Genomic DNA, 18372 nt, shown 5'->3' with positions numbered 1-18372 from the left:
CAGTCTCCAATTATGTATAATTTACGTGTCATATATTGCGTCACTGCAACGGCGCTTCCGGCGTTGAGAACGCGATCAGCGCATCGGTGAGGATCAGCTTGGCCTTCTTGAAGTCAGCGCGTTTGAGGTTGAGCACCTCGCCCTTTTCCACCTTCAACTGCACACTCTCCTCATCAGCCCCCACCAGCACGCCGCTAAAGCGCTTGCGGTTGCCAGGGCCCGGAAAATTCAGCTCAATCTTCGCCTCAAACCCGGCGTAGCGGACAAAATCCTTGGTCCGGGTCAGCGGCCGGTCAATCCCCGCGGAGCTTACCTCCAGCGTCCAGGCGGAGGTGATCGGGTCTTCCACATCCAGCACGGCGGAGAGCAGATGGCTCACCGCAGTGCAGTCATCAAGGGTAAAAGCAGCATTATCCGCCCGGTCGGCCATAATCTGCACAGTCGGCGATTCAGTGCCCATAATCTGCACCCGCACCAGCTCATACCCCTGGGCTTCCAGCGGTTCGACGATCAGTTCAGCAATGCGGCCCTCAAGGCCGGTATGGTTCGGGCGGTTGGCGGTCATTCAGGCAAAAATCCAATAAAAAAGGCGGCCGGTTAGGGCCACCCTTGGGAAATCCGGGTTTATTTGGCCCGCTTATACGCTCGTTTCCCGCCGCCCGCAAGTGAAACACACCCAGCGCCCGGCGCCGGGCGCGCTTTACGCGTTGCACAAGCGCGGCGGCCGCATAAATAAACCTTCATATTCAGATGACAAAGGATAATTCGCGATGAAACCACCGATCGGCCGGGATACCAGGCTCTGCATGTCGCTCTCAGCCCGGCCGGGCAACTTCGGCTCGCGCTTCCAAAATCATTTATACGAGGCGCTGGGGCTGGATTACGTCTACAAATCCTTCACCACGCAAAACCTCCCCGCCGCCATTGGCGGAATCCGCGCCCTGGGCATTCGCGGCTGCGCCATTTCCATGCCCTTCAAGGAAGCCGTGATTCCGCTCATCGACACGCTGGAAGCCTCGGCGCGCGCCATCCGGTCCATCAACACCATCGTCAACGACGATGGGCGGCTAACCGGCTACAACACCGATTACAGCGCGGTCCGCACGCTAGCTGAGCAATCCGGGCTTGACCGGGCGGCGCCCTTCATCCTGCGCGGCAGCGGGGGCATGGCCAAGGCGGTGGCCGCCGCGCTGCGCGATGGCGGGTTCCACAACGGCACCATCCTCGCCCGCAACGCGCAGAGCGGGCCAGCACTGGCAGCGCGCTACGGCTTGCGCTGGCAGGCAGCGTCCGAGGGGCTGAGCGCGCCATTTCTTATAAACGCAAGCCCGCTTGGCATGGCCGGGGCGGACGAGGCGGTGCTGGCCTTCACCCCGGCGCAGATCGCCGCCGCCGCCGTGGTGTTCGACGTGGTGGCCGTGCCGCTGGAAACGCCCCTGCTCGCCGCCGCCCGCGCCGCCGGCAAGCGCCTGATCACGGGCGGGGATGTCGCCGTATTGCAGGCGCTGGCGCAGTTTGAGCTCTACACCGGCGTAACGCCCACGCCCGCCCAGGTGGAGCAGGCCGCCGCCTTCGCGCGCACCGGCTGAACCGCCCGCGCCCGGCCAACAAAAAACGGCGCCCGAAGGCGCCGTTTTCCGTAACAATCCGTCTCTTACGCGGAGTAATACATCTCGAACTCAACCGGGTGCGGCGTGTGCTCGAAGCGGTACACTTCCTTCCATTTGATCTCCATGTAGCTCTCGATCTGCTCCTTGCTGAACACATCGCCCTGCAACAGGAACTCATGATCGGCTTCGAGCGACTGCAGCGCCTCGCGGAGCGAACCGCAAACCGTCGGGATGCCCTTCAGCTCCTCGGGCGGCAGCTCGTAGAGATCCTTGTCCATCGGGTCGCCGGGGTGGATCTTGTTCTTGATGCCATCGAGCCCCGCCATCGCGATCGCCGCGAAGGAGAGATAGGGGTTGGCGGTCGGATCGGGGAAGCGCACTTCCACGCGCTTGGCCTTCGGGCTCGTGGTGTAGGGAATACGGCACGAAGCCGAGCGGTTGCGCGCCGAATAGGCCAGCAGCACCGGCGCCTCAAAACCCGGAATCAACCGCTTGTAGCTGTTGGTCGCGGGGTTGGTGAACGCGTTGATCGCCTTGGCGTGCTTGATCACGCCGCCGATGAAATACAGGCACATCTCGGAGAGGTCCGCATAGCCATTGCCCGCGAACAGCGGCTTGCCAGCCTTCCAGATCGAGGCGTGCGTGTGCATGCCCGAGCCGTTATCGCCATAAATCGGCTTGGGCATAAAGGTCGCGGTCTTGCCATAGGAATGCGCGACGTTGTGGACGCAGTATTTATAAATCTGCATCTGGTCGGCCATCTTGGTGAGCGAGTTGAACCGGGTTCCCAGTTCGTGCTGGCTCTGCGCCACCTCATGGTGATGCTTCTCAATCGGCAGGCCCATCTCGCCCATGGCGGAGAGCATCTCGGCGCGCAGGTCGCTATCGCCATCCACGGGCGGAACGGGGAAATAGCCGCCCTTAACCGCCGGGCGGTGGCCCATGTTGCCTTCCGGATAATCCTTCATCGAAGAGCCGGGGCCCTCGATGGAATCCAGCTGGTAGGTGCCGAAATTGCCGCCGGTGCCAAACTTCACGCTGTCGAAAATGAAGAACTCAGCTTCCGCGCCGATGAAAATGGTGTCGCCGATGCCGGTTGACTTCACATAGGCTTCCACCTTCTTCGCGGTCGAGCGCGGGTCACGGGCATAGCCCTGGCCGGTCGCGGGCTCGATGATGTCGCAAAACAGGATCAGGCTCGGCTTGGCCGCGAAGGGGTCCATCACCGCCGTTTCCAGGTCCGGCTGCAAAATCATGTCGGACTCGTTAATCGCCTTCCAACCGGCGATCGACGAGCCGTCAAACATGAAGCCGTCCTTCAGCGTGTCCGCATCGACCGTGGAGACGTGCTGCGCCGTGTGCTGCCACTTGCCTTTCGGGTCCGTAAAACGCAGGTCCACATACTCGACCCCGTTTTCCTTAATCAGTTCAAGAACCTTCGCTACGCCGTCGGCGCTCTCAGCGGGCTTCTTCGCCATGCTTTATCCCCGTAATATAAAGAAGTTAATCGTAATTCCACGGCGCCACACCACGCGGCCCCGAACAACCCTGTTGCAAGCGCAGCATGTTAACCGTGCATGAACGCCAGGACAATGCCTGTTCAGATGGCGGCGTCGCCTTTTTCACCGGTGCGGATACGGATGGCTTCCTCAACCGTGGAGATAAAAATCTTGCCATCGCCAATGCGCCCGGTGCGCGCGGCATTGGTGATCGCCTCAACCGCCCGTTCAACCACGGCGTCCTCGCAGACCACTTCAATTTTCACCTTGGGCAGAAAATCCACCACATACTCGGCGCCGCGGTAAAGCTCGGTATGCCCCTTCTGCCGGCCAAAACCCTTCGCCTCAACGACGGTAATGCCTTGCAGCCCCACCTCGTGCAGAGCCTCTTTCACTTCGTCAAGCTTGAACGGCTTAATGATCGCTTCGATCTTTTTCATCTGGTCCACGCCCGCCACGGCCAGGCGTCCTCCTTAAGTGTTCGTTCGGACAGCGCAATTGCGCGCCAGCCAACGGGCTGGCGTAAACAGTCTTGCACGCACCGTGCCAGCCGCGCAAACCACAAGCAAGAGCTAGGTTGCACAGGGGTTTGCGGCGTATCACGATTCGATTTGCCTATCGGGCAGCGGCTTTTGCCTAATTTTTAAGCAGACTTGCCGCCCCACCCCGCCACGCGTTACGCTCCAGCCCCAAAGAGGACGCATGAATTGAAACCTGCCAACAAACTGCTCGAACAAACTGGCACCACCATCTTCACCGTGATGTCGGCGCTCAGCCTGCAACACGGCGCCATCAACCTCGGCCAGGGCTTCCCTGATACCGAAGGCCCGGCCGATATCGTGCAGGCGGCGGCCGGTGCGCTGCTTGACCACCGCAACCAATATCCCCCCCTCACCGGCCTGCCGGAGCTTAAATCCGCCGTCGCCGCCGCCAACCAGCGGTTCTACGGCCTACCCATAGACCCCGCCGCCGGCGTCTGCGTCACCTCCGGCGCCACCGAGGCAATCACCGCCTGCCTTATGGCGCTGCTCAACCCCGGCGACGAGGCCATCCTCATCGAGCCGCTCTACGACACCTATCTGCCGGTGGTGAAGCTGCTCGGCGCCACCGCGCGCCTGGTCCGCCTCGAGCCGCCGGACTGGCACCTCCCCCGCGCCGAACTCGCCGCCGCCTTCAGCCCCAAAACCAAGCTGCTGCTGCTCAACTCGCCGATGAACCCAACCGGCAAGGTCTTCACCGCCGATGAGCTGGGCTTCATCGCCGGGCTGCTGACGCAACACGATGCCTATGCGGTGTGCGACGAGGTGTACGAGCATCTGGTCTTCCCCCCCGCCCGGCATATCCCGCTGATGACCCTGCCCGGCATGGCCGCGCGCTCCCTGCGCATCGGCAGCGCCGGCAAAACCTTCTCGCTCACCGGCTGGAAGGTCGGCTACATCTCCGGCCCCGAAAACCTGATCGCCCTGGCCGCCAAGGCGCACCAGAACCTCACCTTCACCACCGCCCCCAATCTGCAGCGCGCCGTCGCCCTCGGCCTCGCCAAACCGGACGATTATTTCACCGCCCTGGCCGGGGCGCTGATGGAGCGCCGCGATATTCTGAACACCGGGCTGCAGCGCCTTGGCTTCCTCACCCTGCCCGCCGATGGCAGCTATTTCATCACCGCCGATATCTCCCCCTTACGTTTTCCGGGTGATGATGTGGAATTCTGCCGCGCCATCACCACCCAGGCCGGGGTCGCGGCCATCCCGGTCTCCGCCTTCTACGCCGCCACCCCGCCCCGCAATTACGTCCGCTTCGCCTTCTGCAAGCAGCCGGACATCCTCCATGAGGCCCTGGCCCGCCTGCAACGCTGGATAAACGCCACAGGCTGAACCTTTATCGCCAACAAGACGTTGACGCCGGATACCCCGCCGCAGTACGACGCCCCTACCCTGGATGGCGGACGTAGCTCAGTTGGTAGAGCGCCGGTTTGTGGTACCGGTTGTCGCGGGTTCAATCCCCGTCGTTCGCCCCAGGTTCTTCCCCTCCCATTAATCATTGCCGCGAATTTATCTTGCCCCGCGGCAAACTATTGAGCACCGGTTAAGCATTTTCCGGCCAACCTGCCCCGCATGTCACTCACCCCGGGGCCCTCAATGACCTTCCCCCACGCCGATGATCTGGCCTGGATCTTCCTGCTCGCCTTGCTCTTCATCCTGGCCGGCGCCCTGCTCACCCTGCGCACCGGCGGCCTGTGGCTGCGCGGCCGCCTCAAGGCGGATGAAGCCCTGCGCCGCGCCTGGACCCGCAACCTCGCCGACGCATCCTTCGACGGGCTGCTGATCCACCGCCAGGGCCTCATCCTGCAGATGAACCGCGCCCTGGTGCGCATGCTGGGCACGCGTGAGCGTGAATGGCTGGGGCAAAACTTCGTCAACCTCGCCCGGCCCAGCCATGCCGCCACCCTGCGCGCCGAGCTGGAGGCGCCGCAGCCCCAAACCACCGAAATCACCCTGCTGCGCGCCAACAAAACCGAGGTCCCGGTCGAAATCTACAGCCATAACATTGAATTCGAGGGCCAGCCCGCCATCGTCATGGCCATCCGCGACATCAGCCAGCGCCTCGCGGATGCCGCGCGCATCGCCCGCCTCACGCATTATGACGCTCTGACAGGCCTGGCCAACCGCACCCTCTTCGCTGAAACCCTGGCCGCCGCCCTGGCGCGCAACAACGTCACCAGCGGCACCACCACGTTGCTCATCATGGACCTTGACCAGTTCAAACCAATGAACGACCTGCTTGGCCGCGCCGGCGGCGATCTGCTGCTCAAACAGGTCGCCAACCGCCTCGCCGCCATGGCCCAGGAGGAAGACACCCTGGCGCGCATCGGCGGCGACAAATTCGCCATGCTCATCCCCAGCAACGGGCCGCCCAACCGGGGGGTGAGCCTCGGCGGCCAGATCGCCGCCGCCTTCCATGAACCCTTCATCATTGACGGCCAGCTAATCAAACTCTGGCTCTCCATCGGCCTCGCCATCTACCCGGACCACGCGGCCGACACGCTGGGGCTGATGAAGGCGGCCGAATTCGCCCTCACCCAGGCGGCGCAGGCCGGGGGCGGCACCGCGCATATCTACTCCCATCACGAGGCCGGGTTGCGGCGCCAGACCCTGCAGCGCGAAGCCCCCCCCGGCAGCCCGGCTGACCTGCTGCGCCTGGGCGGCGACCTGCGCTCAGCCCTCGGCCGGGGCGAGATCAGCCTCGTCTTCCAACCCGTGTTCACCGCCGGCGACCTCGCCCCGGCCGGGTTCGAGGCCCTGGCCCGCTGGAACCACCCCTCCGAGGGCCTGATCGGGCCGGGCCGCTTCATCCCCCTGGCCGACGCCGCCGGGCTGACCCACGAGATCGGCTGCTTCGTGCTGGAGACCGCCTGCGCCGAGGCCGCGCGCACCGGCAACACCAGCATCTCGGTCAACCTCTCTCCCGCACAGCTGCGCGACATCAACCTGCCCGCGCGCATCAGCGCCATATTGCGCAAAACCGGGCTGCAACCGGAATTCCTCGGCCTCGAAATCCCCGAATCCGTGCTGAGCGAGCCCCGCCCCGGCACCATGGAAGTGCTCCAGGCCCTGCAGGCCACCGGCGCCGGCCTGGTGCTCGACCATTTCGGCGCCAGATACTCCATCCTCACCTCGCTCGCCGAGCAGCCCTTCTCCCACCTGAAAATCGACCGCCGCTTCATCCAGAAACTCGGCGAAAATGCCAACGCGGAGGCCATCGTCAACGCCATCATCGCGCTGGCCGCCAATTTGCGGCTGGAGGTCACCGCCGTCGGCGTCGAGACCGAGGCGCAGCTTGCCTATCTGCGCCGCCATGGCTGCCATTTTGTGCAGGGCCAGCTGCTTGGCCCGCCCACCCCGCGCGCCATCGCCCAGCCCCCCGTGCTGGCCCCCCCGCCGCGCCCCTCCCTTGTGGTGTCACGGGGGTAAGCTGATACCAATGGCCGTAGATGATGCTTCATCATCGTAGGTCATTGATATCGCGCGCGGGGTTGGCGGGGCGGCCGCGCGCCAAAAAAGAATCTCATACCACCGGTCATCCTTTATGACCGTGGTATGATATGATCGCGCATGCCTCCCACCATCCGCCTGCTCTCCCCCGCCACCATCAACCGCATCGCCGCCGGCGAGGTGATCGAGCGCCCGGCCGCCGCGGTGAAGGAGCTGGTGGAAAACGCCCTTGATTCCGGGGCCACCCGCATCGAGGTCATTCTCACCAGCGGCGGCATCGAGCGCATCGAGGTCATCGACAACGGCTGCGGCATCGCGCAATCCCAGCTCGCCCTGGCCATCGAGCGCCACGCCACCTCCAAGCTGGCTGATGAAGCCCTGGTGCGCATCGCCACCCTGGGCTTCCGCGGCGAGGCGCTGCCCTCCATCGGCGCCGCCGCCAAACTCACCCTCATCAGCCGCCCGCCGGGGCAGGACTCCGCGGCGCGCATCACCGTGGCCGGCGGCGCCGTGGGCGAGGTCACCCCCGCCGCCGGCGAGGCCGGCACGCGCGCCATCGTCGAGGATTTATTCTACGCCACCCCGGCCCGCAAAAAATTCCTCCGCACCCCGCGCGCCGAGGCCGACGCCGCCGAGCGCGCCGTGTGGCGCCTCGCCCTCAGCGCCCCCGGCGTCGCCTTCCGCCTGGTCTCCGGCGAGCGCGTGATGTTCGATGTGCCCGCCCAGGGCGAGCCCGCCCGCGTCGCCGCCCTGTTCGGCCGCGAAACCGCCAGCGCCATGCTCCCGCTCGATGCACAGCGCGAGGGCGTGCGCCTCACCGGCCTCGCCGCCCCCGCCAGCCTCACCCGCGCCACCATGGCGCTGCAAAGCTTCGTGGTGAACGGCCGCCCGGTGCTCGACCCTCACCTACGCATGTCGCTGCGCCTCGCCTACCGCGATGTCATCGCCTCAGGCCGCCACCCGGTCGCCGCATTGCGGCTCGAAGTCCCCGAGGAAGCGTTGGACGTCAACGTCCACCCCGCCAAAACCGAATTACGCTTTGCCGACGCGGGCGGCATCCGCAGCCTGGTCATGGGCGCCATCGGCCGCCTGCTTGACCGCCCGGTCTCCCTGGCCACCGCACCCCAGGCCTTCCCCAGCCTCTCATTGCGCCCGCCCGCCAGCGCCTCTTACGCCGCCTACACCCCGCCCGCGCACGCCCCGGCCCCACCCAGCGCCGCCGCGCGGGGCTTCGCGGAATCCGAGTTCGCCAGCTTCACCCCCACCGCCCGTCAGATCACCCCGGACCACACGCTCACCACCCACCCGCTCGGCGCCCCGGTCGCGCAAATCCTCGATACCTACATCCTCTCCGTCGCCGCTGACGGCGCCCTCGTCATCACCGACCAGCACGCCGCCCACGAACGCCTCACCGAGGAACGCCTGCGCGCCGAATTCACCGCCGGGCGCGTCGCCAGCCAGCCGCTGCTGGTGCCGGTCGTGGTCGACCTCTCCCCGGCTGACGCCATGCGCCTGCTCGCCCAATCCGAAACCCTCTCGCGCCTCGGCCTGGAGATCGAACCCTTCGGCCCCGGCGCCATATTGGTCCGCGCGCTGCCCGCCGCCCTCAAAAACCCTGACGCCGCCACCCTCTTGCGCGACCTCGCGGACGAATTCGCCGAACACGGCACCCCCGCCGCGCTGGAAGCCCATCTAGACTCCGCCCTCGCCCGCCTCGCCTGCCACCGCTCCATCCGCGCCGGCCGCCGCCTCACCCCAGAGGAAATGTCCGCCCTCCTGCGCGACATGGAATCCACCCCCCGCGCCGCCACCTGCTCCCACGGCCGCCCCACATTTTTAAAACTCTCGCGAGCCGAGCTTGAAAAAATGTTCGGCCGGAGGGGGATGTAGGCCCCGCTTTCTCCCCACCCCCACCGTCATTGCGAGCGCAGTGAAGCAATCCATCGTCCTTGTCACCACCCGTGTCCTTATTCGTCATGCCAGCGCAAGCTGGCATCTCCCCCGCCATCCCCACGCCTTTTCACCACCCACGCCAGCGTAAGCTGACGTCTCCCCGCCCTTTGTCGCCATGCCCCGCGAAGATATTGCAAGCGCGCGAAACGCAAGCGCGGCAATTCAGAACTAGATTGATATGATATAAAAACAATAGTTCTTGACCCCGCACTACTTCCGCATCTTTATTTGGTAGGCCACAAATGTATCTAAGTTTCGTAATGAAATAGTGATTCACTGGCATAGATCTGATATGAGAAGCACATCTTCTAGAATTACATTATGAAAGCATCATAAATAATGAGCCGATTCTTTATGTTCGCTGTCGCTTCAGCTCTCGTCGGCTGTACGGTAGTTTCACCATCGCAGCCAAATATTGCTTCCCAGTCGACACAACCCGATACAGCAACGATCACGCGGACATTACAAGACAACTGGAACCAGTGCTTGAACCAATCGTATCCTATTGAAGCGGCACAAACACCCGATAAAAATGAGGCGGCCGAAATGGCATTTCAGGCATGCCAATCTGAGCAGGACGACCTTACGTCGATACCATATTCCAACCTAATTTTTCCTCATTTAAAAGCTGAAACGAAGCAAGTCCTCATTCAAGACGGCCAAGTCCCTCTTCCTTGAAATCTCTTCCTCGTTGATCAAAAATAACTTTATGGGCCACCTAATGCCGTTAGGACTTCCTCCAGCAAGCGTAGGATGGGTGAGCGAAGCGTAACCCATCACGCCCAAACCCCCTCACCCCCGCCAACTCATTCCTTTTCCGTTACAAACCCGCACAAACTGGGGTGCAAGCAAAAAATTCTCCCACAAACCCAACCACTTCCACCCCACTCCTCACAAATGCTTCACGTGAAGCACCCCTCACCCCCGCCCGAACACCAGCCGCGCCTTCCCATGCGCCCGCTCCGCCAGCACCTCGGGCAAAACCACCTCATCCCCCGGCCCCAGCTCCGCCACCACCACGGCCCCCGGCGCCAGCCACCCGCGCGCGCGCAACACCGCCAGCGCCTTGTTCACCAAATCCTGCCCATACGGCGGGTCCAAAAACACCAGATCATGCAGGTCACCCCCGCGCGCAGCCAGCACATCGCCCGCAAATACCCGCGTCATCCCCTCCGCCTTGCACGCGCTGATATTTTTCCGCAGCGCCGCCAAAGCCCCAGGCGCCTGCTCCATAAAATCCGCCGCCACCGCCCCGCGCGAGAGCGCCTCCAGCCCATAGGCCCCGGTGCCCGCGAACACATCCAACACCCGCACGCCGCGCAAAAACGCCGCCCCTGCCCAAGGCGCATGCATCAAAATATCAAACACCGCCTGCCTGGCCCGCGCTCCGGTCGGCCGCGTCTCCAGCCCCTCCGGCGCCACCAGCTTGCGCCCCCGCCACGCCCCCGCAATTATCCGCGGGCCTAAATTCATTTACCCAAACCCGGCACCTGTTCACGCAGAATCTTGCCGTTCACTTCCTCAACCTCGCCCTTGGCCAGCAGCCCAAGCTGAAACGGCCCGTAGGCCACGCGTATCAACCGCGTCACCGGCAGCAGCAGCGCGTCCATCACGCGCCTGATTTCCCGGTTCTTCCCCTCGCGCAATGAAACACTAAGCCATGTATTCGCCCGCTGCACCGAGTCCACAGACGCCTCAATCGGCCCGAACTTCACCCCGTCCACCACCATGCCCTCGGCGAGGCGCGTCAGCTTCTTCGGGTCCACCCCGCCATGCACGCGCACGCGGTAGCGCCGCAGCCAGCCGGTTGAAGGCAGCTCCAGCTGGCGGGCCAGCGCGCCGTCATTGGTCAGCAGCAACAACCCCTCGGAGGTCAGATCCAGCCGCCCGACGCTGATCACCCGTGGCAAATCCTTCGGCAGATGCTCAAACACCGTCGGCCGGCCTTCCGGGTCCTTATGCGTGGTCACCAGCCCGTCGGGCTTGTGGTAGCGCCACAGCCGGGTGCGCTCGGGCTGCGCCACGGCCTTGCCGTCCACCACCACAATATCCGTGGGCCCCACAAACACCGCCGGATGCTCCACCGGCGCGTTGTTCATCCGCACCCGCCCCGCCGCGATCATCGCCTCCGCATCGCGCCTGCTCGCCACCCCCGCGCGTGACAAAAACTTGGCGATCCGCTCGCCGCGCTGTTCCTCAACCATTGGCCGCCGCCATCATCGCCGCAAAAATCGCCGTATCCCCTTTGTCGATCAAATACTCAGGATGCCACTGCACCCCGATACAAAATTTCAGTCCCGGCACCTCGATGCCCTCAATCACCCCATCCGGCGCCACCGCGTTCACAACCGACCGCCCGGCACCGCGCACCGCCTGGTGGTGCGAGGTGTTCACCAGCATCCGCGGCCCCACGATATCATACAATCGCGTCCCCCGCAGAATCTCCACCTCATGCCCAGGCTGATAATGCGGGGTCTTCTGCTCATGCTCCAACGCCCCGGCCATCGCATCGGGGATATGCTGGATCAAACTCCCCCCCAGCACCACCGCCAGCAACTGCTCACCCCCGCAAATGCCCAGCACCGGCATATCCCGCCGCAACGCGCCCTGGAGCAGGGCCAGCTCCGCCGTGGTGCGGTCCGCCTTCAGCTCCACCGTGGCGTGGCGCTCGGCCTCGCCATAAAGTGCGGGGTCCACATCAAACGCGCCGCCGGTCACAATCAGCCCATCCAGCCGGCCGAGATAATCCTCCGCCAGCCCGGCATCATGCGGCAGCGCCACCGCCAGTCCGCCGGCCGCCGCCACCGCCTCGCAATAATTCTGCCGCAGCGCATACCACGGATATTTGGACCACCCGCCCGCAGGCTCGGCATCCAGGGTCAAACCAATCAAAGGCCGTTTTGTCATGCCCGCACCTAGACCCGCAGGCGCTACCAAGGCAACTAGACCTGTGCATCCGCACAAGGCAACTAGACCTGTGCATCCGCACAAGGCAAGAAACCTCGCATGACCCCCATGGAACACGCCCTGGCCCAAGCCCGCGCCGCCGCCGCGAGAGGTGAAATCCCGGTCGGCGCCGTGGTCACCGATGCTTCAGGCGCGATCATCGCCGCCGCCCATAACCAAACCGAGGCCACGCAAAACCCCACCGCCCATGCCGAATTCCTGGCCCTCCAGGCCGCCGCCGCCACGCGGGGCGAAAAATACCTGGCGGACTGCACAATCACCGTCACCCTGGAGCCCTGCGTGTTCTGCGCGGGCGCCATTGCCGCCTTGCGCGTGCGCAGGCTGGTGTTTGGCGCCTACGACCCCAAAACCGGCGCGATCGAGCATGGCCCGCGGGTGTTCACCCACGCCACCACGCATCACAAGCCCGAGATCATCGGCGGCGTGCGCGATTCCGATTGCTCCGCCCTGCTCGCCGCCTTCTTCGCCGGGTTGCGCAATGCCTGACCTCTCCTACGAATCCCGCATCGGCGGCATCATCGCCGGGGTGGACGAGGTGGGCCGCGGCCCGCTGGCCGGCCCCGTGCTCGCCGCCGCCGTTATTCTGCCCGCCACCCTGCCGCCCGGCCTCAAAGCCCTCATCGACGACTCCAAAAAACTAACCGCCCCCCGCCGCGCCGCCGCCCTGGCCGCCTTGCGGGCCTCGGGCGCGCTCATCGCCCTCGGCGCCGCCTCCGTGCGCGAGATCGAAACCCTCAACATCCTCCACGCCTCCCTGCTCGCCATGCGCCGCGCCATCGCCGCTTTGCCGCAAACCCCCACCCACCTGCTGGTTGACGGCAACCGCCCCCCCGGCAGCCAAATCCCCACCACCACCATCATCGGCGGCGACGCCATCAGCCTCTCCATCGCCGCCGCCTCCATCGCCGCCAAAATCACCCGGGACCGGCTGATGGCCCGCCTGGACGCCCGCTACCCCGGCTACGGCTGGGCCAAAAACGCCGGCTACGCCGCCCCCCTCCACCGCGCCGCCATTCTCCGCCTCGGCCCCACCCCGCACCACCGCATGGGATTCGGCCCGCTGCTATCCAACAGTTGACGCGACTACGGTCCTCCCTTCAGTTTATACCTTTACCGAATTTGAGGGTCTGCCTTGCCCGTGGAAATGCTGCGCGAACTCCCGCTTGACCAGATACTGCTCGGCGACGCCGGGCAGATGCTGCGCATGCTCCCCGATGCCTCGGTCAACTGCGTCTTCGCCGACCCTCCCTACAACCTGCAACTGCGCGGCGAACTGCGCCGCCCAGACGACAGCCTGGTCGACGGCGTTGACGACGATTGGGACAAATTCAACGATTTCGCCGCCTATGACACGTTTACCCGCGACTGGCTGGGCCAGTGCCACCGCATTTTGAACAAGGACGGCACGCTCTGGGTCATCGGCAGCTACCACAACATCTTCCGCATCGGCACCATTTTGCAGGACCTCGGCTTCTGGATCCTCAACGACGTGATCTGGCGCAAAACCAACCCGATGCCCAATTTCCGCGGCCGGCGCTTCACCAACGCGCATGAGACCATGATCTGGGCCGCCAAATCCAAAACCGCGCGCTATAAATTCAACTACCAGGCCATGAAATCGCTCAACGACGATTTGCAGATGCGCTCGGACTGGACCATGCCGCTCTGCACCGGGGGTGAGCGCCTGCGCAATGTGCATGGGCTAAAACTCCACCCCACGCAAAAACCCGAGGCGCTGCTCCACCGCGTCATCATGTCCTCCACCAGCCCCGGAGACATCATCGTCGACCCCTTCCTCGGCACCGGCACCACCGCCACGGTGGCCAAGCGCCTGCACCGGCATTTCATCGGCATCGAGCGCCACCCCGCCTATGTGGAAGCCGCCTGGGGCCGCCTGCGCGCCGAAGTTCCCGTCCCGCTCGCCTCTATCACCGCCCCGCCCACCGGGCGCGAAACGCCGCGCATCGCCTTTGGCAGTTTTGTCGAGCGCGGCATCATCAAACCCGGCACCCAGCTCACCGACAAACAACGCCGCATCGCCGCCGAGGTCACCGCCGAGGGCAACCTCACCTCCGGGCCGCACCGCGGCTCCATCCACCAGGTCGGCGCCGCCGTGCAAAACGCCCCCTCCTGCAACGGCTGGACCTTCTGGCATTTCGAGCGCCAGGGCGCGCTGGTGCCGCTCGATGTTCTGCGCAAGGAAGACGCCGAAGCCTGAACGGCGGCCTCCCGGCGCTTATTCCGACTTCAGATGCGCGATCAGCCGTTCGATCGCGGTCGGCTTATCAATCTGCTCCAGCGCCCCATACTCAGCCGCCAGCCGGTCCAGCGCCGATTCATAAATCTGGCGCTCAGAGAAACTCTGGTCCGGCTGCCCGGCGTTGCGGTGCAAATCGCGCACCACCTCGGCGATCGCCGCCGGGTCGCCGGAGTTGATCTTGGCCTCATATTCCTGCGCCCGGCGCGACCACATGGTGCGCTTGATGCGCGCGCGGCCCTTGAGCACGGCCAGCACATCGTCAAACTGCTTGCGCGAGGCGAGCTTGCGCAAGCCCGCGGTGCGCGCCTTGTTGGTCGGCACCCGCAGCTTCATGCGGTTTTCATCGAAGGTGATATGGATCAGCTCCAGCGTATGCCCCGCGATCTCCTCGGTGGCGATCCGCTCCACCTTGCCCACGCCATGCGTCGGGTAGACCACGAAGTCGCCCGCGACAAAAATTTCGGCCTTCGCCATCGCGCGCGGCGGGGTCATCGGGCGCATCGGCCCGGCGGGCACGCCGGAATGGCTGATAACCGGCGGCGCGGCGGGCGCCGGGGCCACGGGTTCAGCCTCATGCACATCCTCAACCGGCTTGGTTGCGAGCTTCATGGCTTTTGCCTTCACGGCGGGTTTTTCGGTGGTTTTTTCGGCTGGTTTGGCGGTTGTCACTTCATCTGCCGTTTCATCTAAGGGTTTGGCGGGATTTTTTGCCGCCCCGGTCTTCGGTTTTTCGCTCATGACAACTCCGCTACAGTCGATTACCGGGCGCGCGGTTTAGCGGCCCGGTTTCAAAAATAATCCTGTAGCAGAATTTTGGCCTCCCGTCACGGGAGGCCGCGCGATTACGGCTGGCCGGGCTCGGGCGAGAGCAGGGCTTCCTTGCCCGGCTTGTCCTTCCACTCGTCGGCATCCGCCGGCGCGGTGCCCTTGCGGGTGATATTCGGCCACACCTTGGCGAAGCTCAGATTGCGCTCAACCCAGGGCGTCGCGCGGTCATCGCTATCGGGCAAAATGGCTTCCGCCGGGCATTCCGGCTCGCACACGCCGCAGTCGATGCATTCATCAGGATGGATCACCAGCATGTTCTCGCCAACGTAGAAGCAGTCCACGGGGCAGACTTCAACGCAATCCATATATTTGCACTTGATGCAATTCTCGGTGACCACATAGGTCATCAGGCACTCCTAATACGATAATACGGTGGCAATTCCGCCCCGGATATGCGCGTGGCGGCGCATTAAGGCAAGCGATGCGATTGCAATGCACATAGAGAAAATCAATCCGCGGCAATTTCCTTATACAGCTGTTGCGCCTGGGCTGCACCCTCGCGCCGCGGCGCCAGTGCCAGAACCTCAACCACCACCACCCCGCGCGGCAGCGCAAGGGTCAGCACATCGCCCACCCGCACCCGCGCATGGGCCTTCTCCACCGGCTGACGGTTGATCCGCACCCCACCGGCTTCCACCATCTCGCCCGCCACATTGCGCGTCCTGCAAAACCGCGCATGAAACAAGAATTTATCCAGCCGTTGCCAGCCGGCATCCTCCTCGGGCATCAGCGCCGGGCGGCCTGACGCAGCGCCGCCAGCGCCGCAAAAGGGTTATCCTCAGAGACCGGCACGGGCGGCGGCGGTGGCGGGGCCACCGGCTTTGGCTCCATCTTGCGGCGCGCCAACATCGCGGGCGCCGCCGGGCCATACCGCTTCTCGCCCAAAACCTGCGCCGGAATAATCCTGAACCCCAGCGCATTCAGCACCGGGGCGAGCTGGTCGGGCTTGAGCCCCATGCGCGAGCCCAGGTTGGGCGGCAGAAACACCGGATGCTTGCGCACCAGATAATGCATCTCGCGCACCAGCTTCTCCGCCACGTCGAGCCGCACCATCACCGGCCCGGCCGGCAGCCAGCCCATGGAAAGCGCGAAATCCGCCCCCCAGTTGCCCGGCATCGGCGCCGAGACCAGCCCGGCGGCGGGCAGCGGCGGCGGATTGCGGTCATTGGCGACACCCCACAGCAGCGCGCGCAGCTTGGCCGAACCCGGCTTCAACACGGCGGGCATAAAAAACGCGAAGCGCCCCGCCTCCACGCCCAGTTTTTTGAGCACCTGGCGCAACTCCGGCGCCACGTTTTCCGCCTCCATCACGCCAGAGGCCTCGCCCAGCCGGTACATCACGCCGCGCAGCTCCGCCGGGGGGTCCTTCATCGCCACCAGCAATGCGCCCAGGCGTTTTTCCACCTCCGCCGCCACAAACGCGCTGATGCGCGCGCGCAACCGCTCGCGCGCCAGCCCGTCGAGAAATTCGGAGTGCAAAATCTCCACTTCCGGCTTGAGCAGGTTCTCGCTGCGCTTCAACCGGGCGATCTTCGCGCCCTCCCACACCACCTGGCGGTCATCGGTCAGGCTGAAAGCCTCATCGGCGGCGGTCTCGCAGCGCAAAATCCGGCGCGGCAGCTCCTGCCCCAGGGCCCGGCGGGCGGCGCGCAGCAGAAATTTCTTCTCCTGCCCCTGCGTCGCGGGGTCAGGATGGAAATTGAACCCCTCCACGCGGCCCACCTCATGGCCCTCCACCAGCACAACGCCGTGGTTGGACACCACCGCCTGCAACTCTTCCGCTTCTTGGTCTTCCAGCCGTCTGGTCAAATGTGCCGCCCTCTTGTCCACAAACCGCGCCATCAACTTCATGTGCAGCGTATCTGAAATTCTATCCTCGATCTCGCGCGCCAGCCGCGCCCAGGGCGTGGCATCGCGCATCCAATCAGCTCTGGCGGTTATATACGCCCAAACGCGCACATCCGTCAGCCGCTGCATAAGGGTATCAATATCTCCTTCGACTTTGTCCAGCGCCTCGATCTCGCCGCGCACCCAATCCACCGGTAAATTTTTGCCCGCACGCAGGTGCGTGAACACATTCGCGCATAATTTCACATGCGCGTCGGTCGCCAGCTTGCGGAAATCGGGGATCTGGCACGCCTCCCACAACAGCCGCGTAGCCGCCCGCCCCTGCGCGGCTTTGCGGATATCCGCATCGTGGTGCAGTGCCTCCAGGGTCAGCACATCCGTGGCATCCTGCCCGCGCACCAGCCCCGGCAGGCTGGGCGGCATGGTCAAACTGGCCAGCAGCGCCTCCACCGAGGTAAAATCCAGCGCCGAATTGCGCCAGGCCAGCTGTTCCAGCGGCTCGAAGGCATGCGCCTCCACCGCCTCCACCAGCTCCTCACCCAGCGGCGGGCAAACGCCGGTGACGCCAAAACTGCCATCGCGCATCCCGCGCCCCGCCCGCCCGGCGATCTGCGCGACCTCCGCCGCCAGCAGCGGCCGCGGCCGGTGGCCATCAAATTTCGAGAGCCCGGCAAAGGCCACATGGTCCACATCCATGTTCAGCCCCATGCCGATGGCATCCGTCGCGACCAGAAAATCCACCTCTTTTTCCTGATACAGCGCCACCTGCGCGTTGCGGGTGCGCGGCGAGAGCCGGCCCATCACCACCGCGCAGCCGCCCCGCCTGCGGCGCACCGCCTCGGCAATGGCGTAAACCTCAGCCGCCGAGAACGCCACAATCGCCGAGCGCGGCGGCAGGCGCGAGAGCTTCACCGGCCCGGCATAGGAAAGCTCGGAGAGCCGGGGCCGCGTCTCAACCTCTATCCCCGGCACCAGCCGCAGCAGCAGACGGCGGATCGTCTCGGCGCCGAGAAACATCGTCTCCACCAGGCCGCGCGCATGCAGCAGCCGGTCGGTGAAGACATGCCCCCGGTCAGGGTCGGCGCATAACTGAATTTCATCAACCGCGAGGAACTCGACCCGCCGGTCCAGCGGCATCGCCTCCACCGTGCAGGAGAACCAGCGCGCCCCGGGCGGCACGATTTTTTCCTCGCCGGTGATCAGCCCGACATTTTTAGCGCCCTTGCGCGCCACCATGCGCTCGTAATTCTCGCGCGCCAGCAGCCGCAGCGGAAACCCGATCATCCCGGAGGAGTGGCCCAGCAGACGCTCCATCGCCAGATGCGTCTTGCCGGTATTGGTGGGGCCCAACACCGCCCTCACCTTGGAATATGATCCGGACATGCCTCAGCATGTGATGGCCTTCAGCCGGATTT

At 64.7% G+C, this 18372-nt stretch carries 18 protein-coding genes and 1 tRNA gene; 9 read left to right on the top strand and 10 right to left on the bottom strand.

Features of this window, described 5'->3' with window-relative positions; genetic code table 11:
* Positions 1-40: 40 nt before the first annotated feature.
* Positions 41-565 carry a ribosome maturation factor RimP gene (gene rimP / locus QQJ84_RS12250; protein ID WP_284258494.1) on the bottom strand — a complete coding sequence of 175 codons (525 nt, stop codon included), beginning with the start codon at positions 563-565 and terminating at the stop codon, positions 41-43.
* 205 nt (positions 566-770) lie between these two features.
* Between rimP and QQJ84_RS12245 the strand changes: the two genes are divergently transcribed.
* Positions 771-1589, top strand: coding sequence for a shikimate 5-dehydrogenase (locus QQJ84_RS12245; RefSeq protein WP_284258493.1), 819 nt, complete (start codon positions 771-773; stop codon positions 1587-1589).
* 65 nt (positions 1590-1654) lie between these two features.
* On the opposite strand, the gene glnA is transcribed toward QQJ84_RS12245, so the two are convergent.
* Positions 1655-3088, bottom strand: coding sequence for a type I glutamate--ammonia ligase (gene glnA, locus QQJ84_RS12240; protein WP_284258492.1), 1434 nt, complete (start codon positions 3086-3088; stop codon positions 1655-1657).
* Between the two features lie 122 nt (positions 3089-3210).
* Positions 3211-3549 (bottom strand): P-II family nitrogen regulator, encoded by a 339-nt coding sequence (locus QQJ84_RS12235; RefSeq protein WP_284258491.1) that lies wholly within the window; start codon positions 3547-3549, stop codon positions 3211-3213.
* 267 nt (positions 3550-3816) lie between these two features.
* Here QQJ84_RS12235 and QQJ84_RS12230 point away from each other — a divergent pair, with 267 nt between their 5' ends.
* From QQJ84_RS12230 to QQJ84_RS12210, 5 genes are all read left to right on the top strand, one after another.
* Positions 3817-4983 (top strand): aminotransferase, encoded by a 1167-nt coding sequence (locus QQJ84_RS12230; RefSeq protein ID WP_284258490.1) that lies wholly within the window; start codon positions 3817-3819, stop codon positions 4981-4983.
* A gap of 67 nt (positions 4984-5050) precedes the next feature.
* Positions 5051-5126 (top strand) — tRNA-His (locus QQJ84_RS12225).
* A 121-nt stretch (positions 5127-5247) separates the two neighbouring features.
* On the top strand, positions 5248-7080 hold the full coding sequence (locus tag QQJ84_RS12220) for a putative bifunctional diguanylate cyclase/phosphodiesterase (RefSeq protein ID WP_284258489.1): 1833 nt from the start codon (positions 5248-5250) through the stop codon (positions 7078-7080).
* Between the two features lie 141 nt (positions 7081-7221).
* Positions 7222-8991, top strand: a complete 1770-nt coding sequence (gene mutL / locus QQJ84_RS12215; protein WP_284258488.1) for a DNA mismatch repair endonuclease MutL — start codon at positions 7222-7224, stop codon at positions 8989-8991.
* 402 nt (positions 8992-9393) lie between these two features.
* Positions 9394-9732, top strand: a complete 339-nt coding sequence (locus tag QQJ84_RS12210) for a hypothetical protein (protein WP_284258487.1) — start codon at positions 9394-9396, stop codon at positions 9730-9732.
* A gap of 240 nt (positions 9733-9972) precedes the next feature.
* Here the strand turns inward: QQJ84_RS12210 and rsmD are convergent, their stop codons facing one another.
* Genes rsmD through QQJ84_RS12195 form a run of 3 tightly spaced genes read right to left on the bottom strand, consistent with a single transcriptional unit; the run spans position 9973 to position 11961 of the window.
* A complete protein-coding gene (gene rsmD, locus QQJ84_RS12205; protein ID WP_284258486.1) occupies positions 9973-10527 on the bottom strand; it encodes a 16S rRNA (guanine(966)-N(2))-methyltransferase RsmD in 555 nt (184 codons plus the stop codon).
* Positions 10524-11258 carry a pseudouridine synthase gene (locus QQJ84_RS12200; protein WP_284258485.1) on the bottom strand — a complete coding sequence of 245 codons (735 nt, stop codon included), beginning with the start codon at positions 11256-11258 and terminating at the stop codon, positions 10524-10526. Before QQJ84_RS12200 ends, rsmD begins: the two co-directional genes overlap by 4 nt.
* Positions 11251-11961 (bottom strand): gamma-glutamyl-gamma-aminobutyrate hydrolase family protein, encoded by a 711-nt coding sequence (locus QQJ84_RS12195; RefSeq protein ID WP_284258484.1) that lies wholly within the window; start codon positions 11959-11961, stop codon positions 11251-11253. Before QQJ84_RS12195 ends, QQJ84_RS12200 begins: the two co-directional genes overlap by 8 nt.
* A gap of 108 nt (positions 11962-12069) precedes the next feature.
* On the opposite strand from QQJ84_RS12195, the gene QQJ84_RS12190 reads away from it, so the two are divergent.
* The 3 genes from QQJ84_RS12190 (at position 12070) to QQJ84_RS12180 (ending at position 14239) form a co-directional block, all read left to right on the top strand.
* A complete protein-coding gene (locus QQJ84_RS12190; protein ID WP_408862102.1) occupies positions 12070-12507 on the top strand; it encodes a nucleoside deaminase in 438 nt (145 codons plus the stop codon).
* Positions 12500-13099 carry a ribonuclease HII gene (locus QQJ84_RS12185; protein ID WP_284258481.1) on the top strand — a complete coding sequence of 200 codons (600 nt, stop codon included), beginning with the start codon at positions 12500-12502 and terminating at the stop codon, positions 13097-13099. Before QQJ84_RS12190 ends, QQJ84_RS12185 begins: the two co-directional genes overlap by 8 nt.
* Before the next feature lie 66 nt (positions 13100-13165).
* On the top strand, positions 13166-14239 hold the full coding sequence (locus QQJ84_RS12180; protein WP_284258607.1) for a site-specific DNA-methyltransferase: 1074 nt from the start codon (positions 13166-13168) through the stop codon (positions 14237-14239).
* An 18-nt stretch (positions 14240-14257) separates the two neighbouring features.
* Here the strand turns inward: QQJ84_RS12180 and QQJ84_RS12175 are convergent, their stop codons facing one another.
* From QQJ84_RS12175 to QQJ84_RS12160, 4 genes are all read right to left on the bottom strand, one after another.
* Positions 14258-15019, bottom strand: coding sequence for a CarD family transcriptional regulator (locus tag QQJ84_RS12175; protein ID WP_284258479.1), 762 nt, complete (start codon positions 15017-15019; stop codon positions 14258-14260).
* A 104-nt stretch (positions 15020-15123) separates the two neighbouring features.
* A complete protein-coding gene (gene fdxA, locus QQJ84_RS12170) occupies positions 15124-15456 on the bottom strand; it encodes a ferredoxin FdxA (RefSeq protein ID WP_284258478.1) in 333 nt (110 codons plus the stop codon).
* 101 nt (positions 15457-15557) lie between these two features.
* Positions 15558-15836, bottom strand: a complete 279-nt coding sequence (locus tag QQJ84_RS12165; RefSeq protein ID WP_284258477.1) for an RNA-binding S4 domain-containing protein — start codon at positions 15834-15836, stop codon at positions 15558-15560.
* A complete protein-coding gene (locus tag QQJ84_RS12160) occupies positions 15836-18340 on the bottom strand; it encodes a helicase-related protein (RefSeq protein WP_284258476.1) in 2505 nt (834 codons plus the stop codon). Before QQJ84_RS12160 ends, QQJ84_RS12165 begins: the two co-directional genes overlap by 1 nt.
* Positions 18341-18372: the final 32 nt, after the last annotated feature.

This window comes from Acidocella aquatica, assembly GCF_030160635.1.
Taxonomy (GTDB): domain Bacteria; phylum Pseudomonadota; class Alphaproteobacteria; order Acetobacterales; family Acetobacteraceae; genus Acidocella; species Acidocella aquatica.
The sequence above is the reverse complement of the archived record's forward strand: the minus strand, read 5'-3'. Positions and strand labels throughout refer to the sequence as shown.

Excerpts from the sequence above, each read along its gene's own strand:
- rsmD (WP_284258486.1), bottom strand. The coding sequence starts at position 10,527 with ATGAATTTAGGCCCGCGGATAATTGCGGGGGCGTGGCGGGGGCGCAAG.
- QQJ84_RS12165 (WP_284258477.1), bottom strand. The coding sequence starts at position 15,836 with ATGCCCGAGGAGGATGCCGGCTGGCAACGGCTGGATAAATTCTTGTTT.
- QQJ84_RS12200 (WP_284258485.1), bottom strand. The coding sequence starts at position 11,258 with ATGGTTGAGGAACAGCGCGGCGAGCGGATCGCCAAGTTTTTGTCACGC.
- fdxA (WP_284258478.1), bottom strand. The coding sequence starts at position 15,456 with ATGACCTATGTGGTCACCGAGAATTGCATCAAGTGCAAATATATGGAT.
- QQJ84_RS12160 (WP_284258476.1), bottom strand. The coding sequence starts at position 18,340 with ATGTCCGGATCATATTCCAAGGTGAGGGCGGTGTTGGGCCCCACCAAT.
- QQJ84_RS12180 (WP_284258607.1), top strand. The coding sequence starts at position 13,166 with ATGCTGCGCGAACTCCCGCTTGACCAGATACTGCTCGGCGACGCCGGG.
- QQJ84_RS12245 (WP_284258493.1), top strand. The coding sequence starts at position 771 with ATGAAACCACCGATCGGCCGGGATACCAGGCTCTGCATGTCGCTCTCA.
- mutL (WP_284258488.1), top strand. The coding sequence starts at position 7,222 with ATGCCTCCCACCATCCGCCTGCTCTCCCCCGCCACCATCAACCGCATC.
- QQJ84_RS12190 (WP_408862102.1), top strand. The coding sequence starts at position 12,070 with ATGGAACACGCCCTGGCCCAAGCCCGCGCCGCCGCCGCGAGAGGTGAA.
- glnA (WP_284258492.1), bottom strand. The coding sequence starts at position 3,088 with ATGGCGAAGAAGCCCGCTGAGAGCGCCGACGGCGTAGCGAAGGTTCTT.
- QQJ84_RS12195 (WP_284258484.1), bottom strand. The coding sequence starts at position 11,961 with ATGACAAAACGGCCTTTGATTGGTTTGACCCTGGATGCCGAGCCTGCG.
- QQJ84_RS12185 (WP_284258481.1), top strand. The coding sequence starts at position 12,500 with ATGCCTGACCTCTCCTACGAATCCCGCATCGGCGGCATCATCGCCGGG.
- QQJ84_RS12220 (WP_284258489.1), top strand. The coding sequence starts at position 5,248 with ATGACCTTCCCCCACGCCGATGATCTGGCCTGGATCTTCCTGCTCGCC.
- rimP (WP_284258494.1), bottom strand. The coding sequence starts at position 565 with ATGACCGCCAACCGCCCGAACCATACCGGCCTTGAGGGCCGCATTGCT.
- QQJ84_RS12175 (WP_284258479.1), bottom strand. The coding sequence starts at position 15,019 with ATGAGCGAAAAACCGAAGACCGGGGCGGCAAAAAATCCCGCCAAACCC.
- QQJ84_RS12210 (WP_284258487.1), top strand. The coding sequence starts at position 9,394 with ATGAGCCGATTCTTTATGTTCGCTGTCGCTTCAGCTCTCGTCGGCTGT.
- QQJ84_RS12235 (WP_284258491.1), bottom strand. The coding sequence starts at position 3,549 with ATGAAAAAGATCGAAGCGATCATTAAGCCGTTCAAGCTTGACGAAGTG.